General features: G+C 63.5%; 16 protein-coding genes. 10 read left to right on the forward strand and 6 right to left on the reverse strand.

Going from position 1 to position 18,004, the window contains the following annotated elements:
• The first annotated feature begins 168 nt into the window (after window positions 1-168).
• The 3 genes from DK391_RS15265 (at window position 169) to fghA (ending at window position 3,760) form a co-directional block, all read left to right on the forward strand.
• A complete protein-coding gene (locus tag DK391_RS15265) occupies window positions 169-1,593 on the forward strand; it encodes an FGGY family carbohydrate kinase (protein ID WP_109478805.1) in 1,425 nt (474 codons plus the stop codon).
• Window positions 1,594-1,795: 202 nt separating this feature from the next.
• Entirely contained in the window at window positions 1,796-2,902 is a 1,107-nt protein-coding gene (locus tag DK391_RS15270; RefSeq protein ID WP_109478806.1) for an S-(hydroxymethyl)glutathione dehydrogenase/class III alcohol dehydrogenase, read from the forward strand.
• Window positions 2,903-2,914: 12 nt separating this feature from the next.
• Window positions 2,915-3,760, forward strand: coding sequence for an S-formylglutathione hydrolase (gene fghA / locus DK391_RS15275; protein ID WP_109478807.1), 846 nt, complete (start codon window positions 2,915-2,917; stop codon window positions 3,758-3,760).
• Window positions 3,761-3,803: 43 nt separating this feature from the next.
• On the opposite strand, the gene DK391_RS15280 is transcribed toward fghA, so the two are convergent.
• Genes DK391_RS15280 through DK391_RS15295 form a run of 4 tightly spaced genes read right to left on the reverse strand, consistent with a single transcriptional unit; the run spans window position 3,804 to window position 6,975 of the window.
• Window positions 3,804-4,595 carry a metal ABC transporter permease gene (locus DK391_RS15280; protein ID WP_109478833.1) on the reverse strand — a complete coding sequence of 264 codons (792 nt, stop codon included), beginning with the start codon at window positions 4,593-4,595 and terminating at the stop codon, window positions 3,804-3,806.
• Window positions 4,588-5,496, reverse strand: coding sequence for an ABC transporter ATP-binding protein (locus DK391_RS15285; RefSeq protein ID WP_109478808.1), 909 nt, complete (start codon window positions 5,494-5,496; stop codon window positions 4,588-4,590). Before DK391_RS15285 ends, DK391_RS15280 begins: the two co-directional genes overlap by 8 nt.
• Window positions 5,493-6,431, reverse strand: a complete 939-nt coding sequence (locus DK391_RS15290; RefSeq protein WP_109478809.1) for a metal ABC transporter solute-binding protein — start codon at window positions 6,429-6,431, stop codon at window positions 5,493-5,495. The genes DK391_RS15285 and DK391_RS15290 overlap by 4 nt, the downstream gene beginning before the upstream one ends.
• A 46-nt stretch (window positions 6,432-6,477) precedes the next feature.
• A complete protein-coding gene (locus DK391_RS15295) occupies window positions 6,478-6,975 on the reverse strand; it encodes a Fur family transcriptional regulator (protein ID WP_109478810.1) in 498 nt (165 codons plus the stop codon).
• A 279-nt stretch (window positions 6,976-7,254) separates the two neighbouring features.
• Between DK391_RS15295 and DK391_RS15300 the strand changes: the two genes are divergently transcribed.
• The 7 genes from DK391_RS15300 (at window position 7,255) to DK391_RS15330 (ending at window position 15,382) form a co-directional block, all read left to right on the forward strand.
• Window positions 7,255-8,037, forward strand: a complete 783-nt coding sequence (locus tag DK391_RS15300; RefSeq protein ID WP_109478811.1) for an L-iditol 2-dehydrogenase — start codon at window positions 7,255-7,257, stop codon at window positions 8,035-8,037.
• A 95-nt stretch (window positions 8,038-8,132) separates the two neighbouring features.
• A complete protein-coding gene (locus DK391_RS15305) occupies window positions 8,133-9,455 on the forward strand; it encodes a sugar ABC transporter substrate-binding protein (protein ID WP_109478812.1) in 1,323 nt (440 codons plus the stop codon).
• Window positions 9,456-9,658: 203 nt separating this feature from the next.
• On the forward strand, window positions 9,659-10,597 hold the full coding sequence (locus DK391_RS15310; RefSeq protein ID WP_109478813.1) for a sugar ABC transporter permease: 939 nt from the start codon (window positions 9,659-9,661) through the stop codon (window positions 10,595-10,597).
• A complete protein-coding gene (locus DK391_RS15315) occupies window positions 10,594-11,460 on the forward strand; it encodes a carbohydrate ABC transporter permease (RefSeq protein ID WP_109478814.1) in 867 nt (288 codons plus the stop codon). Before DK391_RS15310 ends, DK391_RS15315 begins: the two co-directional genes overlap by 4 nt.
• A complete protein-coding gene (locus DK391_RS15320) occupies window positions 11,457-12,164 on the forward strand; it encodes an HAD-IA family hydrolase (RefSeq protein ID WP_109478815.1) in 708 nt (235 codons plus the stop codon). The genes DK391_RS15315 and DK391_RS15320 overlap by 4 nt, the downstream gene beginning before the upstream one ends.
• 57 nt (window positions 12,165-12,221) lie before the next feature.
• Window positions 12,222-13,331, forward strand: coding sequence for a sn-glycerol-3-phosphate ABC transporter ATP-binding protein UgpC (gene ugpC, locus DK391_RS15325; RefSeq protein WP_109478816.1), 1,110 nt, complete (start codon window positions 12,222-12,224; stop codon window positions 13,329-13,331).
• 266 nt (window positions 13,332-13,597) lie between these two features.
• Window positions 13,598-15,382 (forward strand): tetratricopeptide repeat protein, encoded by a 1,785-nt coding sequence (locus DK391_RS15330; protein WP_239482831.1) that lies wholly within the window; start codon window positions 13,598-13,600, stop codon window positions 15,380-15,382.
• An 18-nt stretch (window positions 15,383-15,400) separates the two neighbouring features.
• Here the strand turns inward: DK391_RS15330 and DK391_RS15335 are convergent, their stop codons facing one another.
• Together DK391_RS15335 and xylB are read right to left on the reverse strand one after the other, a co-directional pair.
• Window positions 15,401-16,357 carry a sugar-binding transcriptional regulator gene (locus tag DK391_RS15335; protein ID WP_109478834.1) on the reverse strand — a complete coding sequence of 319 codons (957 nt, stop codon included), beginning with the start codon at window positions 16,355-16,357 and terminating at the stop codon, window positions 15,401-15,403.
• Between the two features lie 148 nt (window positions 16,358-16,505).
• Window positions 16,506-17,990: a xylulokinase gene (gene xylB, locus DK391_RS15340; RefSeq protein ID WP_109478818.1), complete on the reverse strand. Its 1,485-nt coding sequence runs from the start codon at window positions 17,988-17,990 to the stop codon at window positions 16,506-16,508.
• Between the last annotated feature and the right edge of the window lie 14 nt (window positions 17,991-18,004).

An 18,004-nucleotide genomic window follows, 5' to 3' on the forward strand; every position in this document is an offset into this window, starting at 1 on the left:
ACATAATGCGTTTTTGGGGCGCATCGCTTTGGGGGTGGGTTAACCCGCGTCAGCGTGTCATGACGTGTGAAAATGATTGCACACGTCGGTTCACGCATGAGGGACCTAAGTTAGCCGAAGGCGCGCCTCGACGATCCACCGCAACCACCTAATCAACGCATCGCATTCATGTCTTTTCTTGGCATCGATCTTGGTACAGGCTCGCTGAAACTCGCGATCATCGACGTCGAAGGTCGCGAGCAATGCTCGACGAGTGTCGCGTATGCAATCGATACACCGCAAGCCGGATGGGCGGAAATCGATCCGCAGATCTGGTGGCGCGCGCTGTGCGAAGCAGCATCGCGCTTTCCCGACGCACAGCGCGACGCCGTGCGCGCTATCGGTTTTTCGGGGCAGATGCATGGCGTCGTGTTGAGTGACGCGCGCGGCAATGCCGTGCGTCCGGCCATGCTTTGGCCCGACACGCGCGCATTGTCTCTGCTCGACGCGTGGCCCGCGCCGCAACCCAATCCGGTCGCGCCGGGCATGGCTGGCCCGCTGCTCAGGTGGGTCGCGCTGCATGAGCCGCAAACCGTACAAGCCGCCCGCTGGGCGTTGCAGCCGAAAGACTGGCTGCGTCTGAAGCTGGGTGGCGAGATCGCGACCGACGCTTCCGATGCCTGCGCGACGGCCCTTGCCGATCCATCCGGCGCGTGGGACAGCGCGCTGCTAGAACGCCTCGGACTGCCGCGCGACTGGTTCGCGCCGCTCGAAGCATCGTATGCGCCGTGTGGCACGTTGTCCGCTGAAGCGGCGAGTGCGCTCGGCTTGCGTGCCGGCATCGTGCTCGCCACGGGTGCTGGAGATACGCCGTGCGCCGCGCTCGGCAGCGGCCTCACAAGCGACGGCGATGCGCTGCTCACCACGGGCACGGGTGGCCAGATTTTCGTGCTGGCAACGGAGGAACCTGAGGCTGCGCCGGGACTGCATCGCTATCGCGCTGCGACCAGTCACTGGTATCGGATGGCGGCGATGCAGAACGTGGGCGTCGCGCTGGAGGCCGTGCGCGGCTGGTTATCCTATGAATGGAACGATGCGTATCGCGACGCGTTCGACACCGATGCAGCGCACGGGATCACCTTCCTGCCGTATCTGACAGGCGAACGCACGCCCTGGCTTAATCCCGCCGCGCGCGGCGGCTGGCTTGGTCTCGCGCTCGGCGCGTCGCGCGGCGCGATGATGAGGGCGGCGTTCGAAGGCGTTGCGTTTTCGTTGCGCGCGGGGCTCGACGCAATCCGGCAAAGCGGCGCAAGTGTGCCGGCGTTGCGTCTGGCTGGCGGCGGCTCGGTCGATGCCCGCTGGCGGCAGTTGCTCGCCGACGCGTTGCAGGTGGAATTGCATGCCGTCGATTGCCCGAACGCAGCGGCGCGCGGCGCGGCCATGCTTGGTGCGATGGCGTTGGGACACTGGAGCACGCGCGATCTTGCCGCGCTCGCGCCCGCCGCTACGCGCGTCGCCGGTCCACGCGACACGACGGAACTCAGCGCGCGTTATGCGCGCTTTATCGATTTGTATGGCCGCGTCGAGCCGTGGTTTTCGGCGTCTTCGGCATGACGCGCCGCGCGCCTTGCCGTCGCATGAGAACAATCGCGCGGCGCGGCGTGCCATTCGCGCGCCTTGCATCTGGGCGATGATGTTCGGAGCGCGACGCGCGAACATCGGCGACAATCCGGGCCGCAAAGATTCACGGCAGTCGTGTACCGATTCTCGGCTCAGCTTTGGGTAACAGGTTTAAAGAACGACAGGAGCATTCACGATGAAGACGAAAGCAGCAATCGCATGGAAGGCAGGCGCACCGTTGACGATCGAAGAAGTCGATCTCGAAGGGCCGCGCGCGGGTGAAGTGCTGATCGAAGTGAAGGCAACAGGTATTTGCCACACCGACTACTACACGCTGTCGGGCGCCGATCCGGAAGGCATCTTCCCGGCCATTCTTGGCCACGAAGGCGCGGGCATCGTCGTGGATACGGGGCCGGGCGTCGGCACGCTGAAGAAGGGCGATCACGTCATTCCGCTCTACACGCCCGAGTGTCGTCAGTGCAAGTTCTGCCTGTCGCGCAAGACCAACCTGTGTCAGGCCATCCGTTCGACGCAAGGCAAGGGCCTGATGCCGGACGCGACGTCGCGCTTCTCGCTCGACGGCAAGCCGCTGTTTCACTACATGGGCACGTCCACGTTCTCGAACTACATCGTCGTGCCGGAAATCGCTGTCGCGAAGATCCGCGAAGACGCACCGTTCGACAAGGTCTGCTACATCGGCTGCGGCGTGACGACGGGCGTGGGCGCTGTCGTCTATTCGGCGAAGGTGGAAGCGGGCGCAAATGTCGTCGTGTTCGGTCTCGGCGGCATCGGGCTGAACGTTATCCAGGGCGCGAAGATGGTCGGTGCGGACAAGATTATCGGTGTCGACATCAATCCGGGCCGCGTCGAACTCGCGAAGAAGTTCGGCATGACGCACTTCATCAACCCGAAGGAAGTCGAAAACGTCGTCGATCACATCGTGCAGCTGACGGATGGCGGCGCGGATTATTCGTTCGAGTGCGTCGGCAATACGACGCTGATGCGTCAGGCGCTGGAGTGCACGCACAAGGGCTGGGGCCAGTCGTTCATCATCGGCGTGGCGGCGGCGGGCGAGGAAATCAGCACGCGGCCGTTCCAGCTGGTCACGGGCCGTCAATGGAAGGGCTCGGCGTTCGGCGGCGCGCGCGGCCGCACCGACGTGCCGAAGATCGTCGACTGGTATATGGAAGGCAAGATCAATATCGACGATCTGATCACGCATCACCTCAAGCTCGATCAGATCAACGAAGGCTTCGATCTGATGAAGAAGGGCGAGTCGATCCGCTCGGTTGTCATCTACTAAAGGAGCCGCGCGATGCTTGAACTGATCGAATCGCATGCGTCGTTCGGCGGCACGCAGCGTATCTATCGGCATGAGTCGAAGGCGATCGGTCTGCCGATGCGCTTTTCGGTCTTCCTGCCGAAAGAGGCGTCGCAGCAAAGGGTGCCGGCGCTGTTCTATCTCGCCGGGCTGACTTGCACCGAAGAAACGTTTCCGATCAAGTCAGGCGCGCAGCGCTTCGCTGCGCAGCATGGCATCGCGCTGATCTCGCCGGACACGAGTCCGCGCGGTGCGGGTGTGCCGGGTGAAACGGATGCCTGGGACTTCGGCGTTGGCGCGGGCTTTTATGTCGATGCCACGCAGTCGCCCTGGTCGAAGCACTATCGGATGTATTCGTACGTGCGGGACGAGCTACGCGAGACCGTCGTAAGCGAGTTGGCCATCGACGGCACGCGGCTCGGCATTTTCGGGCACTCAATGGGCGGGCATGGGGCGTTGATGCTTGCGCTGCGCAATCCGGATATTTATCGGTCGGTGTCGGCATTTGCGCCGATTGCTGCGCCGATGCGGTGTCCGTGGGGTGAGAAGGCGTTCGGTGGTTATCTCGGCGCGGATCGCGAAGCGTGGAAGCAGTATGACGCGAGCGAACTCGTCGGCAAGGCCACGCGCAAGTTCGCGGAAGGCATACTCGTCGATCAGGGCATGGCTGATCAGTTTCTTGCGCAGCAGTTGAATCCGGATGTGTTCGAAGCTGCGTGCAAGGCCGCCGGGCAGCCGCTGACGTTGCGGCGGCACGACGGCTACGATCACGGGTATTTCTTTATCTCGACGTTTGTCGAAGATCATCTCGCGCATCACGCGCGCGTGTTGGTGGGGTGATTAGCGAGATTGCGAGATGTAGTGCCGCGCGGTGGTTGTTCGCTTACCGCCGCGCGTGCTGCACCAGCAGACTCACCCCATACACCAGCGCCGCAAGCAAGGTAATCCAGAAGCTCGTCGGCCAGGCGGGATAAAAAGCGCGCGTCACGCCGGCCCAGGCTTGCGCCAGCGCCAGCAGCGCCGCGAGTACGAGTCCGATGGAAAGCCGCGTCGACAGGTTTTGCGCGGCGGCGGCCGGTCCAACCATCAGGGTGAAAACGAGCAGCACGCCGACAATTTGCGTGCACGCAGCCACGGCAAGCGCCGCAATCGCCAGAAACAGCACCGACACGAGACGCAGCGACACGCCTTTCGCTTCGGCCAGTTCAGGCTGCAACGACGCAAACAGCAGCGGCCGCATGATCGCAGCCAGCGCAACCAGACTGACCACGCCCAAAGCAGCCAGCACGGCGAGCGTCGATGAACTGACACCGAGCACGTTACCAAACAGCAGCGCCGTTACCTGCGTTGCATACGCTGTGAAGAAATGCAGGAAGAGCAGGCCACAGCCGAGCGCCAGCGACAGAATCACCCCGATCGCCACATCGCGGCCCGCCAGCTTCTCGCCCAGCGCGCCCATGCCGACGCCCGCCGCGAGCGTGAAGCCGATCATCCCCCAGATAGGCGAAATGCCGATCAGCACCGCGCCCGTCGCGCCCGTGAAGCCGACGTGCGACAACGCGTGTCCCGCGAACGTCTGCCCGCGCATCACGAGGAAGTAGCCGACGATGCCCGACAGCACCGCGACAATCCCCGACGCCGCGAAGGCGTTCACCATGAAATCGTATTCAAACATCGTGCGTGTGTCCGTCGCTTGAGGCGTGATGGTGCGCGTGCTTGTGGCCATGCGCGTGACCATGCGGCTCGCCGTGCTGATGATCGTCGTCTTCGTGCTCGTGATCGTGCTTCTCGACATCGAAGTCGCCCGACATCACGAAGATTCGGCCATTCACGCGCATCACATCGATGGTCGAGCCGTACAGCCGCGAGAGCACGGGCTTCGTGATCACTTCATCGACTGTGCCGAGCGCCGCGACGCCATTTCCGAGATACAGCACGCGATCGAGTGCGTGCAGCAGCGGATTGAGTTCGTGCGCCGAGAACAGCACGGCGATGCCGAGTTCCTGCTGCACGCGCTTCACCAGTTCGACCACCGTCTTCTGATGATGCGGATCGAGACTGATCAGCGGTTCATCGAGCAGCAGCAGACGTGGATTGCCGAGCAGACATTGCGCGAGCAGCAGGCGTTGCCGTTCGCCGCCCGACAGCTCTGAAAGTGGACGAGCGGCGAGCGCCGTGCCGCCGACCAGTGCCAGCACGCGATCGACATCGGCGCGGGTTTTTGCATCGGCATGCGGCAGTCCCCAGCGATGACCGTCTGCCGCCATCGCGACGAAATCGCGTCCGCGCACGCGTCGGCCGGCTAGGGCGCTGCGTGTCTGCGGCATGTAGCCGATCGACGGATTGCCGCGCATCACCGGCTCGCCGAGCACGCGCACCGCGCCGCCCGACGCAGGCACGAGGCCGAGCACCGAGCGCATCAACGTGGTTTTGCCTGCGCCATTCGGCCCAAGCACGCCGATAAATTCGCCCTGGCGAATCGTAAAACTGGTGTCGCGCAGGATCGTGCGATCGCCGAGTTCCAGCGTCACGCGATCCAGTTCGAGCACGGGCGCGTTGCCCGTCGACATGTTCATTGAGTGGTTCCCTTGTTCGCCCCGCCCGCACTACCCACATTACCCGCGGCGAGCGCGTTGCCGAGCGCGTCGAGTTGCGCCAGCATCCATTGCTGGTAGTGCTTTCCAGCCGGCTGCGTCTCCGTGACGCTCACTGTCGGCACATGCGATTGCTGCGCGAGTTTCAGCATGCGTTTGGTGAGCGCCTCGGTTGCCTGGCTGTTATAGATCAGCACGCGTACGCGCCGCTCGCGAAGGTCGCGCTCGAACGCAGCGATATCCGACGCGCTCGCTTCCGTATCGTTCATCGCCGCCAGCTGGAAGCGCTGGTTGCGCATGTCGAGGCCGATCGCATCGGACATATAACCGAACACCGGCTCCGTCGCCGTCACGCTGACATGCGCGTACTGGCTGCGCAGCGCCGCGACCTTGTCGGCGACCGGCTTGAGCGAGTCGAGAAACTTCGCGAGGTTCGCATCATACGCCGCCTTGTGCACCGGATCAGCCGAGCTCAGCGCCGCGCTCACCGCACGCGCGACGGCAGGCATCGTCGCCGGGTCGTACCAGAGGTGCGGATTGTCGCCACTCTTCTTGCCGACCAGTTCCGCCGCGACGATCGTCTTGCGTTTGTCGTTCTTCGACGCGTTCAGCAGCTTCGCCATCCACGGATCGTAGTCGGCGCCGTTGTAGACGACAAGGCTCGCGTGCTGCAGCGCGCGTGCCGTCTTCGGGCTGGCTTCGAACAGATGCGGATCCTGATCCGGATTGCTGAGAATGCTCGTCACATCGACGCGATCGCCGCCCAGTTGCTGCACGACATCGCCGTAAAAATTCTCCGCGGCGACCACGGGAATTTTCGCCTCCTGCGCGTGCGTGGCTTGAGCGCATGTCAGGGCGAATACCGTCGAAGCGGCGGCGCGCGTCAGAAACTTCCACATCGAATTGTTCTTCTTCATCGGAATGACCTGTTGACTGAGAGGCGTCTGGGTTGAATGGAAAGACTCAGGAGCGGTCGTGCTTGCAGGCGGCACACAGTCCGCTCAGTTCGACCACCTGGTGATGCACTTCGAATCCGTGCGCGGGCGCACTGCGCGACAACTGCGCGGCGAGGCCGTCGCCGGGAATCTCGACGGTTTCGCCGCATGCGTCGCACATCAGAAACTGGCTCTGATGCGGTTCGCCCATCTGGCAGCACGCGAAAAACGCATTCTTCGATTCGATCCGATGCACGAAGCCATGCTCGACGAGAAAGTCGAGCACGCGATACACGGTGGTCGGCGGCACGCGGCCACGCTGCGGTTCCAGCGCGGCGAGCAGATCGTAGGCGCCGACCGGGCGCTCGCTCTGCGCGATCAGCGTGTAGATCTGGCGGCGCAGCGTGGTCAGCGCGAGGCCGCGCTCGGCGGCGAGTGCGTCGGCACGCGCGAGCTTGTGCGCCACGCGGGCGGCCTGATCGGCATGAACAGCGTGATGCGTGTGGACATCGGATGAGCGAGCCATGGGCGCAATCTCCGGACAACGGCGGAATCAACGAAGGCGCAATGATATAACGTATCTCGAAAAATTGTCATTGCCCGTTGCAAAGTCATCGCCGATTCTTAGGAAGAACAACCGTCGGCGAGCCTGCCGACGCTGCCGCGCTGCACCATCGAAATTGCGCGGCGCGCCTTGACATGACCGGACGCGTATCCGATCATTCGATCACAACGAGAGCAATTGCTCGATCACCGAGCGTTAGCTCAGGCAGAATCGAAGAATCAAACGAACCGGAGACAGGTTGTGACAGCCCGACTGCAAGGCAAGGTTGCGATTCTCACGGGCGCGGCAAGCGGTATCGGCGAAGCAGTGGCCCGCCGGTATCTCGAAGAGGGCGCGCGCTGTGTACTGGTCGACGTGAAGCCGGCCAACGAATTCGCGCACGCGCTGCGCGAAACGGACGCCGACCGGGTGCTGACCATCAGCGCCGATGTCACGAAGCGTGACGACATCACGCGCATCGTCGATGAAACGCTGCAGCGTTTTGGTCAGGTCGACATTCTCTTCAACAACGCGGCGCTGTTCGACATGCGCCCGATCCTCGACGAATCCTGGGACATCTTCGACAAGCTTTTCGCGGTCAACGTGAAGGGCATGTTCTTCCTGATGCAGGCCGTGGCCAAACAGATGGTCGAGCAGGGCCACGGCGGCAAGATCATCAATATGTCGTCGCAGGCAGGCCGCCGCGGCGAGGCGCTCGTGTCGCACTACTGCGCGACCAAGGCGGCCGTGCTGAGCTATACGCAATCGGCTGCGCTCGCGCTCGCGCCGCACCAGATCAACGTGAATGGCATCGCACCGGGCGTCGTCGATACGCCGATGTGGGAGCAGGTCGATGCGCTCTTCGCACGTTACGAAAACCGGCCGCTGGGCGAGAAGAAGCGTCTCGTCGGTGAAGCGGTGCCGCTGGGCAGGATGGGGCTGCCCGCGGATCTGACGGGGGCGGCGCTGTTCCTCGCGTCATCGGATGCGGATTACATCACCGCGCAAACCCTGAACGTCGACGGCGGCAACTGGATGAGCTGACCGTCATTCCTTCACCGGCATCCGCACTACGGCGCCACACAAACGCAAGCGCCGCTCACGTAACGACACGCAAGTACGAATAAAGGAGACAAACGATGAAGCCCACCTGCAAACCCGTTCTCAACGTTTTCGGCGCGGCGGCGCTCGCGTTCGCTGCATTCAGCGCACACGCGGCCACCGTGACGATCGCGACATTGAACAACCCGGACATGATCGAGCTGAAGAAGCTGTCGCCGGAGTTCGAGAAAGCGAATCCCGACATCAAGCTCAACTGGGTGATTCTCGAAGAAAACGTGCTGCGTCAGCGCGCGACGACGGACATCACGACAGGCAGCGGCCAGTTCGACGTGATGACGATCGGCGCCTATGAAACGCCGCAATGGGGCAAGCGCGGCTGGCTCACGCCGCTCACGGGCCTGCCCGCCGATTACGACCTGAACGACGTCGTGAAGACGGCGCGTGATGGTCTGTCGTACAACGGCTCGCTGTACGCGCTGCCGTTCTACGTCGAAAGCTCGATGACGTATTACCGCAAGGATCTGTTCGCGGCCAAGGGCCTGAAGATGCCCGATAACCCGACCTACGACCAGATCGCGCAATTCGCCGACAAGCTGACGGACAAGGCCAACGGCGTCTACGGCATCTGTCTGCGCGGCAAGGCGGGCTGGGGCGAGAACATGGCCTACGCGACGACGGTGGTGAACACGTTCGGCGGCCGCTGGTTCGACGAAAAGTGGAACGCGCAGCTGACCACGCCGGAATGGAAGAAGGCGATCACGTTCTACGTCGATCTGCTGAAGAAGGACGGCCCTCCGGGAGCCAGCTCGAACGGCTTCAATGAAAACCTGACGCTGATGTCGTCGGGCAAGTGCGGCATGTGGATCGACGCAACGGTTGCAGCCGGCATGCTTTACAACAAGCAGCAATCGCAGATCGCCGACAAGGTCGGTTTTGCTGCCGCGCCGACGGCCGTCACGCCGAAGGGTTCGCACTGGCTGTGGGCGTGGGCACTGGCGATTCCGAAGTCGTCGAAGCAGACGGACGCCGCCAAGAAGTTCATCACGTGGGCAACCTCGAAGCAGTACATCGAACTCGTCGCCAAGGATGAAGGCTGGGCGTCGGTGCCGCCGGGCACGCGTCAGTCGACCTACGCACGCCCCGAGTACAAGCAGGCCGCACCGTTTGGCGACTTCGTGCTGAAGGCCATCGAAACGGCTGATCCCGATCATCCGCCGCTCAAGCCGGTGCCGTACACGGGCGTGCAGTTTGTCGGCATCCCCGAGTTCCAGTCGTTCGGCACGGTGGTCGGTCAAAGTATTTCTGGCGCAGTGGCAGGCCAGATGACGGTCGATCAGGCGCTGGCAGCGGGCAATGCGACGGCGGATCGCGCCGTCAAACAGGCTGGTTATCAGAAGTAAGGCCTGAAGCCGAGATGGGCACGCCGTCTGCTTGATCCTCTCGCGGGCAGCGTGTCCAGGACCGCCAAGGTCGATACCGTAGCCTCGAAGTAAGCCGGAACCAGATGGAAAACGCCGGCTGACAGCGCATCGTCAGCCGGATCCTGGCAGCACAGCGCGTCGCACCCCCGGCGTCGTGCGCACTACCGAAGAGGTGGTCCATCATGCGTCAACACTTGCGTCTACCCCTCATGCACGCCCATCCCCAAACCGACCACGAGCGCGAAGAGCGCAAGGCCGCGCACGCGCGCTGGCTCGCCATGCCGTCCGTAGGCATTCTCGTCTTATGGATGGCGATACCGCTTGCGATGACGATCTGGTTTTCGTTCTCGCGCTACAACCTGCTGAATCCGGACGTCAAGGGATTCGCGGGTATCGATAACTACAAATTCCTCGCCAGCGACCCGTCCTTCGGCCCGTCGATCCTGCACACGTTGCAGCTGATCATCTCGGTGCTGGTGATCACGGTGGTCGGTGGCGTGCTGCTGTCGGTGCTGTTCGACCGCAAGTTCTACGGGCAGGGCATCGCACGATTGCTTGCCATCGCACCGTTCTTCGTGATGCCGACAGTCAGCGCGCTGATCTGGAAGAACATGATCCTGCATCCGGTGTACGGGCTGATCGCGCAGGGCATGCGCGCGATGGGCATGACGCCGATCGACTGGTTCGCGGACTATCCGTTGATAGCGGTGATCATCATCGTGTCGTGGCAGTGGTTGCCGTTCGCGTTCCTCATTCTGTTCACAGCGATCCAGTCGCTCGACCAGGAACAGAAAGAAGCCGCGAAGATAGACGGTGCCGGTCCGTTTGCGATGTTCTTCTTCATCACGCTGCCGCACCTGAAGCGCGCGATTGCCGTGGTGGTGATGATGGAAACCATTTTCCTGCTGTCGATCTTCGCTGAAATCTACACGACGACGGGCGGCGGTCCGGGCAACGCGACCACCAACCTGTCGTACCTGATCTACGCGCTCGGCCTGCAACAGTTCGACGTCGGTCTGGCATCGGCGGGCGGGATTCTCGCTGTGGTGCTCGCGAATATCGTGTCGTTCTTCCTCGTGCGCATGCTCGCGAAGAACCTGAAAGGGGAGTACGAAAAATGAGCCAGGTTGCCGCTACACCTGTTACGACCAACGTCGCGAAAGCCGATTCGCCGTTCGCCATCGTGCGGCGCGCGATTCCAGGCATCCTCGCGTGGATCATCGCGCTGCTGCTGTTCTTCCCGATCTTCTGGATGACCATCACGGCATTCAAGACGGAGCAGCAGGCTTACGCGTCGTCGCTGTTCTTCATGCCGACGCTGGAGAGCTTCCGCGAAGTATTCGCGCGCAGCAATTACTTCGGCTTCGCGTGGAACTCGATCCTGATCTCGGTCGGCGTCACGTTGCTGTGCCTGATTCTCGCCGTGCCGTGCGCATACGCAATGGCGTTCTTCCCGACCCGACGCACGCAGAAAGTCCTGCTGTGGATGCTGTCGACGAAGATGATGCCGTCCGTCGGCGTGCTGGTGCCGATCTATCTGCTGTGGAAGAACAGCGGCCTGCTCGATACCGTCAGCGGTCTGGTGATCGTCTACACGCTGATCAATCTGCCTATCGCGGTATGGATGTCGTTCACGTATTTCGCGGAAATTCCGCGCGACATTCTCGAAGCCGGGCGTATCGACGGCGCGGCGACATGGCAGGAAATCGTCTACCTGCTGATGCCGATGTCGCTGCCGGGGCTTGCATCGACGGCGCTGCTGCTGGTGATCCTGTCGTGGAACGAAGCGTTCTGGAGCATCAACCTGTCCAGTTCGAATGCCGCGCCGCTGACGGTGTTCATCGCGTCGTACTCGAGTCCTGAAGGCCTGTTCTGGGCGAAGCTGTCGGCGGCGTCCCTGCTGGCTGTGGCACCAATCCTGATCGTCGGCTGGGTATCGCAGAAACAGCTGGTGCGTGGTCTTACGTTCGGGGCGGTCAAGTGACGGAGAACAGAACGGAAGCCGCAGTTGTCCCCGGCGTTGCGCTCATCTGCGATTGCGACGGCGTGCTGATCGACAGCGAAGCCGTCGCTGCCGCGGTGCTCGTCGAGGAGCTGCAAGCGCGCTGGCCCGGCACGGACGTCGCGCCCGTCGTGATGCCGCTGCTCGGCCTGCGCACGGAGCGCGTGCTGGCAGGTACGGCATCGGCGCTTGGCAAGACGCTCAGCGAAGTCGATGTCGAAGCGATTCGAAGCGCCGTCGAGCGGGCAGCCGTCAAGGCGCCGATGGTGGATGGCATCGAGGCCGCGCTCGCCGCGATTCCGTTGACGAAGGCGTGTGCGAGCAACAGCTTCCGTGCGTATGTGGAAGCGGCGCTGGCACGCACGGGGCTGGTGAAGTATTTCGGCGACCGGCTCTTCTGCGCGGATTCCGTCGCGCATCCGAAGCCCGCGCCCGATGTCTATCTCGCTGCGGCGCGTGGCCTAGGCGTGAACCCGGAAGGCTGCCTCGTGATCGAGGACAGCGTGACGGGCGTGACGGCGGCAACGGCTGCGGGCATGACGGTGTATGGATTTATCGGTGGCGGCCACGCGAGCGACGATCAGATGGAAGCGCTGCGCCGTGTGGGCGCACAGCATGTATTCGATGACATGAAGCAACTGCCGGATCTCGTCGCGCAATGGCTGCATCGCGTGACGATGGCGTAAAGCCAGCGGTGAACGATTAAACGGATTAAACGCAGTAGAGATACCTGGAGAGACATCATGGCAAGCGTAACGCTGCGCAACATCAGAAAGGCCTACGACGACAACGAGGTGATGCGCAACATCAACCTCGACATTCAGGACGGCGAGTTCGTCGTGTTCGTCGGCCCAAGCGGCTGCGGCAAGTCCACGCTGATGCGGATGATTGCCGGCCTCGAGGACATCTCGGGCGGCGACCTGAACATCGACGGAACGCGCATGAACGACGTGCCGCCCGCCAAGCGCGGCATCGCGATGGTGTTCCAGTCGTACGCGCTGTATCCGCATATGACGCTGTACGACAACATGGCGTTCGGTCTCAAGCTCGCGGGCACCAAGAAGCCGGAGATCGACGCCGCCGTGCGCAACGCCGCGAAGATCCTGCACATCGACCATCTGCTCGAACGCAAGCCGAAGCAGCTGTCGGGCGGCCAGCGTCAGCGCGTGGCGATCGGCCGCGCGATCACGCGCAAGCCCAAGGTGTTCCTGTTCGACGAACCGCTGTCGAACCTCGACGCCGCGCTGCGCGTGAAGATGCGTCTCGAATTCGCGCGCCTGCACGACGAACTGAAGACGACCATGATCTACGTGACGCACGATCAGGTCGAAGCCATGACGCTGGCGGACAAGATCGTGGTGCTGTCGGCGGGCAATCTGGAGCAGGTGGGCAGCCCGAACACGCTGTATCACGCGCCGGCCAACCGCTTCGTCGCGGGCTTCATCGGCTCGCCGAAGATGAACTTCCTCGAAGGCGTCGTGCAATCGGTGTCGGCGAACGGCGTGCTCGTGAAGTACGAAACGGGCGAGACGCAACTCGTGCTGGTCGACCCGGGCCGCGCGAAGGAAGGCGATAAGGTGACGGTCGGCATTCGCCCCGAGAATCTCCATCTCGACATGCCCGACTATGGCGTGTCGGCGCGCATCATGGCGATCGAATCGCTGGGCGATGCCGCGTATCTGTACGCGGAAAGCAGCGTCGCGCCGGATGGCCTGATCGCCCGCATTCCGCCGCTCGAACGGCATGAGAAGGGCGCAACGATCCGCGTCGGCGCGACGCCCGACCATTGCCATCTGTTCGACAGCGACGGGCTGGCGTTCCATCGCAAGATCGTCGAAGTGCTCGCGGCCTGATTGCTGATCTGGCTGTCAGTGAGGCGCCGTTGCGGTCCACGCAACGGCGCTTTTTCTTTTGGGTCTCTGTCTTGCGCGGCAGACTAAGACTTATCCGATTTATCGGACGTATATCCCATATCAAAATTGTGCTTCGTTTGACAGGGCGCACCTGAGCGGTTCTTTCCGTGGGTTCTGTCGATTCTCCGTCCACTTCGCCGAACGCATCATCGCGTGATGGGTTTTCCGGTCACGTGAGCATGCGTGTACGGCCGACTCAAGACGCCATGCACAACGCTTCCGTCCCCACACCTCAACACAGTGTCTCCCTGCCGCCCGTCGCGCATGCGCTAACGTTGCACAGCGCAGGCGAACTCGATCGCGCCGAGCAGGCCTATCGTGCGATTCTCGCTGCACAACCCGACGATGCCGGCACGCACTATCTGCTCGGCGTGCTGTACTTGCAGCGCCAGGATGTCGAACGCGCGATAACGTGTTTCGATGCGTCGCTCGCGTTGCGGCCGAACGACGCCGACTGTCTGAACGATCGCGGTATTGCCGCGCTTGCGCGCGGCGACAACGAAGGTGCGGCAAACTTCTTTCGCCGAGCAGTCGATTGCGCACCCGACGATGCGCTCGCGCACTGCAACCTGGGCAAGGCATTACGGCACCTGTCGAAACCGGAGGACGCGCTGGCCAGCTTCCAGCGCGCTCTCGCGCTCGACCACGATTTCTTCGAAGCGGCGCTCGGCAGCGCCGATATGCTCGACGTCCTTTCCCGTCCGCACGAAGCCGTGACCGCGTACGCCTACGCGTCGCGCTATGCGCCCGACGATCTGCGCGTGCTGCTGGGTCTCGGCCTGACGCTGAACGCTACGCGTCGCTACCCGGAAGCGGCGATCTGCTTCGAGCGCGCGTTGCAGAAGGAGCCGGACAACGTGCACGCGTTGTTCGGGATCGCATTTGCGACGGACGGACTGTTGAAGTTCGAGGATGCGCTGGTTCGCTATCGACGTGCGCTGGAGACCATGCCGGACTCGCCGACACTGCACAACAACGTCGCGTTCACGCTCACCTGCATGTCGCGCTACGACGAAGCGGATGCCCATTTGCGGCGTGCCATCGAGCTCACGCCGGATCTGTCGAATGCGTACAAGCTGCTGGGCATGTCCGCGTTGCGGCGCGGACACTATCGCCAGGGTTGGGCGTACTACGAGCATCGCAAGACGACGCCAAGCGGACTGCGCGATTACCCGAAACACGACGTGCCCGAATGGCGCGGCGAACCGCTCGAGGGCAAGCGCATTCTGCTCGAGCGCGAACAGGGTGCAGGCGACCAGGTGCAGTTCGTGCGTTACGCGAGCGTGCTGCATGACATGGGCGCAACCGTCGACGTGTGGACCAGTCCCGAACTCGCGCCGCTTTTCGCGCGCGTGCGTGGTGTGAGCAGCGTGTTTGCGGCGCGCCCGAAAGATGACGCATACGACTATCACTGTCCGATGATGAGCGTGCCCGCCTGGCTGCCTGACGACACCATTCCGAACGCAGTGCCGTATCTGTCGGTGGACGACTCGCAGTGTGCCACGTGGCGCGGGCGGCTCGCGCAGGCATCGGGATCGCACAGAAAAGTCGGGCTGGTGTGGGCCGGCAATCCCGATCATTACCTCGATATCTACCGTTCAGCGCCGCTTGCCGCGCTGGAGCCGCTGGCATCGGTGCCGGGTCTCGCGTGGTTTGCGTTGCAGAAGGGCGCAGGCGAAGCGCAACTCGACGGTCTCGCCCATCGCTGGCCGATTTGCGCGCTCGGCGAGTTGCTCGACAGTTTCGAAGCGACGGCAGCCGTGATCGAGTCGCTCGATCTCGTGATTACTGTCGATACATCCGTCGCGCATCTGGCGGGCGCGCTAGGCATACCCGTCTGGGTGATGCTGCCGAAGCAGGCCGACTGGCGCTGGGGAATGTCTGGCGACACGAACCCGTGGTATCCGAGCGCTCGTGTTTTCCGGCAACTGGATCTAGGCGACTGGGCGCCCGTCGTGGAAGCGGTGCGCGGCGCGCTCGAAGCGCCCTGATTCGCCGCGCGTCACGAACTAACCGGCGTCGTGGCTCAGCGCAGCACGCGCGCACAACTCGTCGGTGACGATACCCGACAGCCAGCCGCCCTTGAGCGCGGCAATGACGGCATTGCGTTTGCGCTCGCCGCCCGCGAAACCGATCACGGGGCGCGTCGGCGGCGAATCGAGCCGCACGCTCGTCACGCGGCGGCCGGTCGGCGATTCGACCCGCTCGCCGCTTGCACTGATGGGCAAGCCGAGCAGTTCCGCGCCCGCGCCGCGCGACACCAGTTCTTCCACTTCATCCGACGTGATGAAGCCGTCTTCATGCAGCGGACAATGCAGCCCGATATTGCCGATCCCGACGAACGCCACGTCCGCTTCACCCGACAGCGACTCGACGATCCGGTACAGCCGGTGATTGCACCACTGCGCGCGTTCGGCCTCGCTGTCTGCGATCAGCGGCGCGGGCAGCAGGAAGTGCTTGCCGCCCGTCTTCTCGGAGATGTGCAGCGCGACGTCGTAGCGGTTCGACGAGCCGTCCTGCGCAATCGCGCCGACCATCGACACCAGCCGATGCTGCGGCCGCTCCAGTTGCCCGACCTGATCGACGACCGCTTTCAGCGTCCGGCCGCTGCTCACGGCGACGACCATCGGTTTCTCTTCGCCGAGGTAACGCTCCATCACCTGCGCGCCCGCGACGGCAAGTTTGCGATCGATTTCTTCTGGCTTGTCGTTATCGACGGGGACGACTTCGCACATTGAGAGGCCGTAACGCTTCGACAGCTGATCGGCGAGCGACAGGCAATCCGCCAGCCGATGATCGACACGCACGCGAATCAGGTTCTTCTCGACGGCGAACGCGACCAGCCGCTGCGCAACGGGCCGCGACACCTGCAGTTTTTCCGCGATCTCGTTCTGCGTGTTGCCCGCGACGTAGTAGAGCCAGGCGGCGCGCGTTGCGAGATCGAGCTTTTCAGTGGACTTGGGCACGATGTTGTCGGTCTTGATGGCGCCGGGGCGCACAACGTCAATGTGTCGTCAGGAAGCCCGTAGCATTCGCGTAGGGCGTTCTGGCGCGCTGCATGCCGTGGACGTTCATCGCAGGCTGCACGGGCTGTTCAATGCACGCAGGCCGCGTTCACGCCGCGTTCGCGTCATGCGTGGGCGCGAACATCGGCTTGACGTGGCGATACAGCGCACGATAACTCGCGAGCCGCTCGCGCAGCACGGCATGACGCTGCGCGTTCGGCGTAAATTCTTTTTCGACGGGCGGCTTGGTCAGCACCTTTTCCGGATCGCCGCCCGCTGCGAGCCAGCCCAGACGCGCTGCGCCCAGCGCTGCGCCCGTCTCGCCGCCGCCATGCTTGCGCGTGGTGGTGTTCAGCGAATCGGCGAGCAGTTGCGCCCAGTAGTTGCTGCGCGCGCCGCCGCCCAGCAGCGACAGCGCGCTCACTTCCGTGCCCGCTGCGCGCAGTGCGTCGAGGCCGTCCGTCAGCGCGAGCGTCACGCCTTCGAGCACGGCGTATCCGAGCAGCGCGCGGTCGGTCGCGTGCGTCATGCCGAAGAACACACCTTGCGAATACGGATCGTTGTGCGGCGTGCGTTCTCCCGACAGATACGGCAGGAACAGCGGCGCAGTGACCAGCGCATCGTCGGAGAGCTTTTCGACTTCGGCAAGCAGCGTGGGCTCGTCGGTGGAGGTGAGCTTGCAGACCCAGCGCAGGCAGCTCGCCGCCGACAACACCCCGCTCATCTGATGCCAGCGGTCGGGAATCGCGTGGCAGAACGCGTGCACCGCCGATTCCGGATTCGGCCGGAAGCTGTTGCCGATCACGCACAACACGCCCGACGTGCCGAGTGACACGAAGCCATCGCCCGGTTGCGTCGCGCCGATGCCGATCGCGCTCGTCGCGTTGTCGCCGCCGCCCGCTGCGACCACCACCGGTTCACGCAGGCCGAGTTCGCGCGCGAGTTCCGGCTTCAGCGTGCCGGACGGCGCGCTGCCTTCAGCAAGACGCGGCATATGCGAGCGGTTCAGATCGCAGGCGGCCAGCAGCGTGTCCGACCAGTCGCGCTGCGCGACGTCGAGCCAGAGCGTGCCGGCTGCATCGGATGGATCGGATACCTTGTCGCCCGTCAGTTGCAGGCGCAAATAATCTTTCGGCAGCAGCACGCAGGCCGTCTGCGCAAAAATCTCCGGCTCGTGGCGCGCGACCCACCGCAGTTTGGGCGCAGTGAAACCGGGCATGGCGAGATTGCCGGCGATCTTGTGCAGGTCGGGCGCGCGGCGATACAGCTCTTCGCATTCCTCGACCGAGCGCATGTCGTTCCACAGAATGGCGGGACGCAGCACGCGGTCTTCCTTGTCCAGCAGCACGGCGCCGTGCATCTGTCCCGACAGGCCGATGCCGCGAATCTGCGCGAACTGCTCCGGGAAACGGCTGCGCAGCGCGAACAGGGCGGTGCGCGTGCCTTCCCACCAGTCGGACGGATTCTGTTCCGACCAGCGCTGATGCGGCCGCGAAACTGTGAACGGAGAACCTGCCGTGCCGATCACGCGTCCGTCGGACGCGAGCAGCAGAACTTTTACTTCGGACGTGCCGAGGTCGATGCCGAGATACATGGGCGCGAAACCTT

The sequence above is a fragment of the Paraburkholderia sp. C35 genome, from assembly GCF_003121405.1.
In the GTDB taxonomy this organism is placed as follows: Bacteria; Pseudomonadota; Gammaproteobacteria; order Burkholderiales; family Burkholderiaceae; genus Paraburkholderia.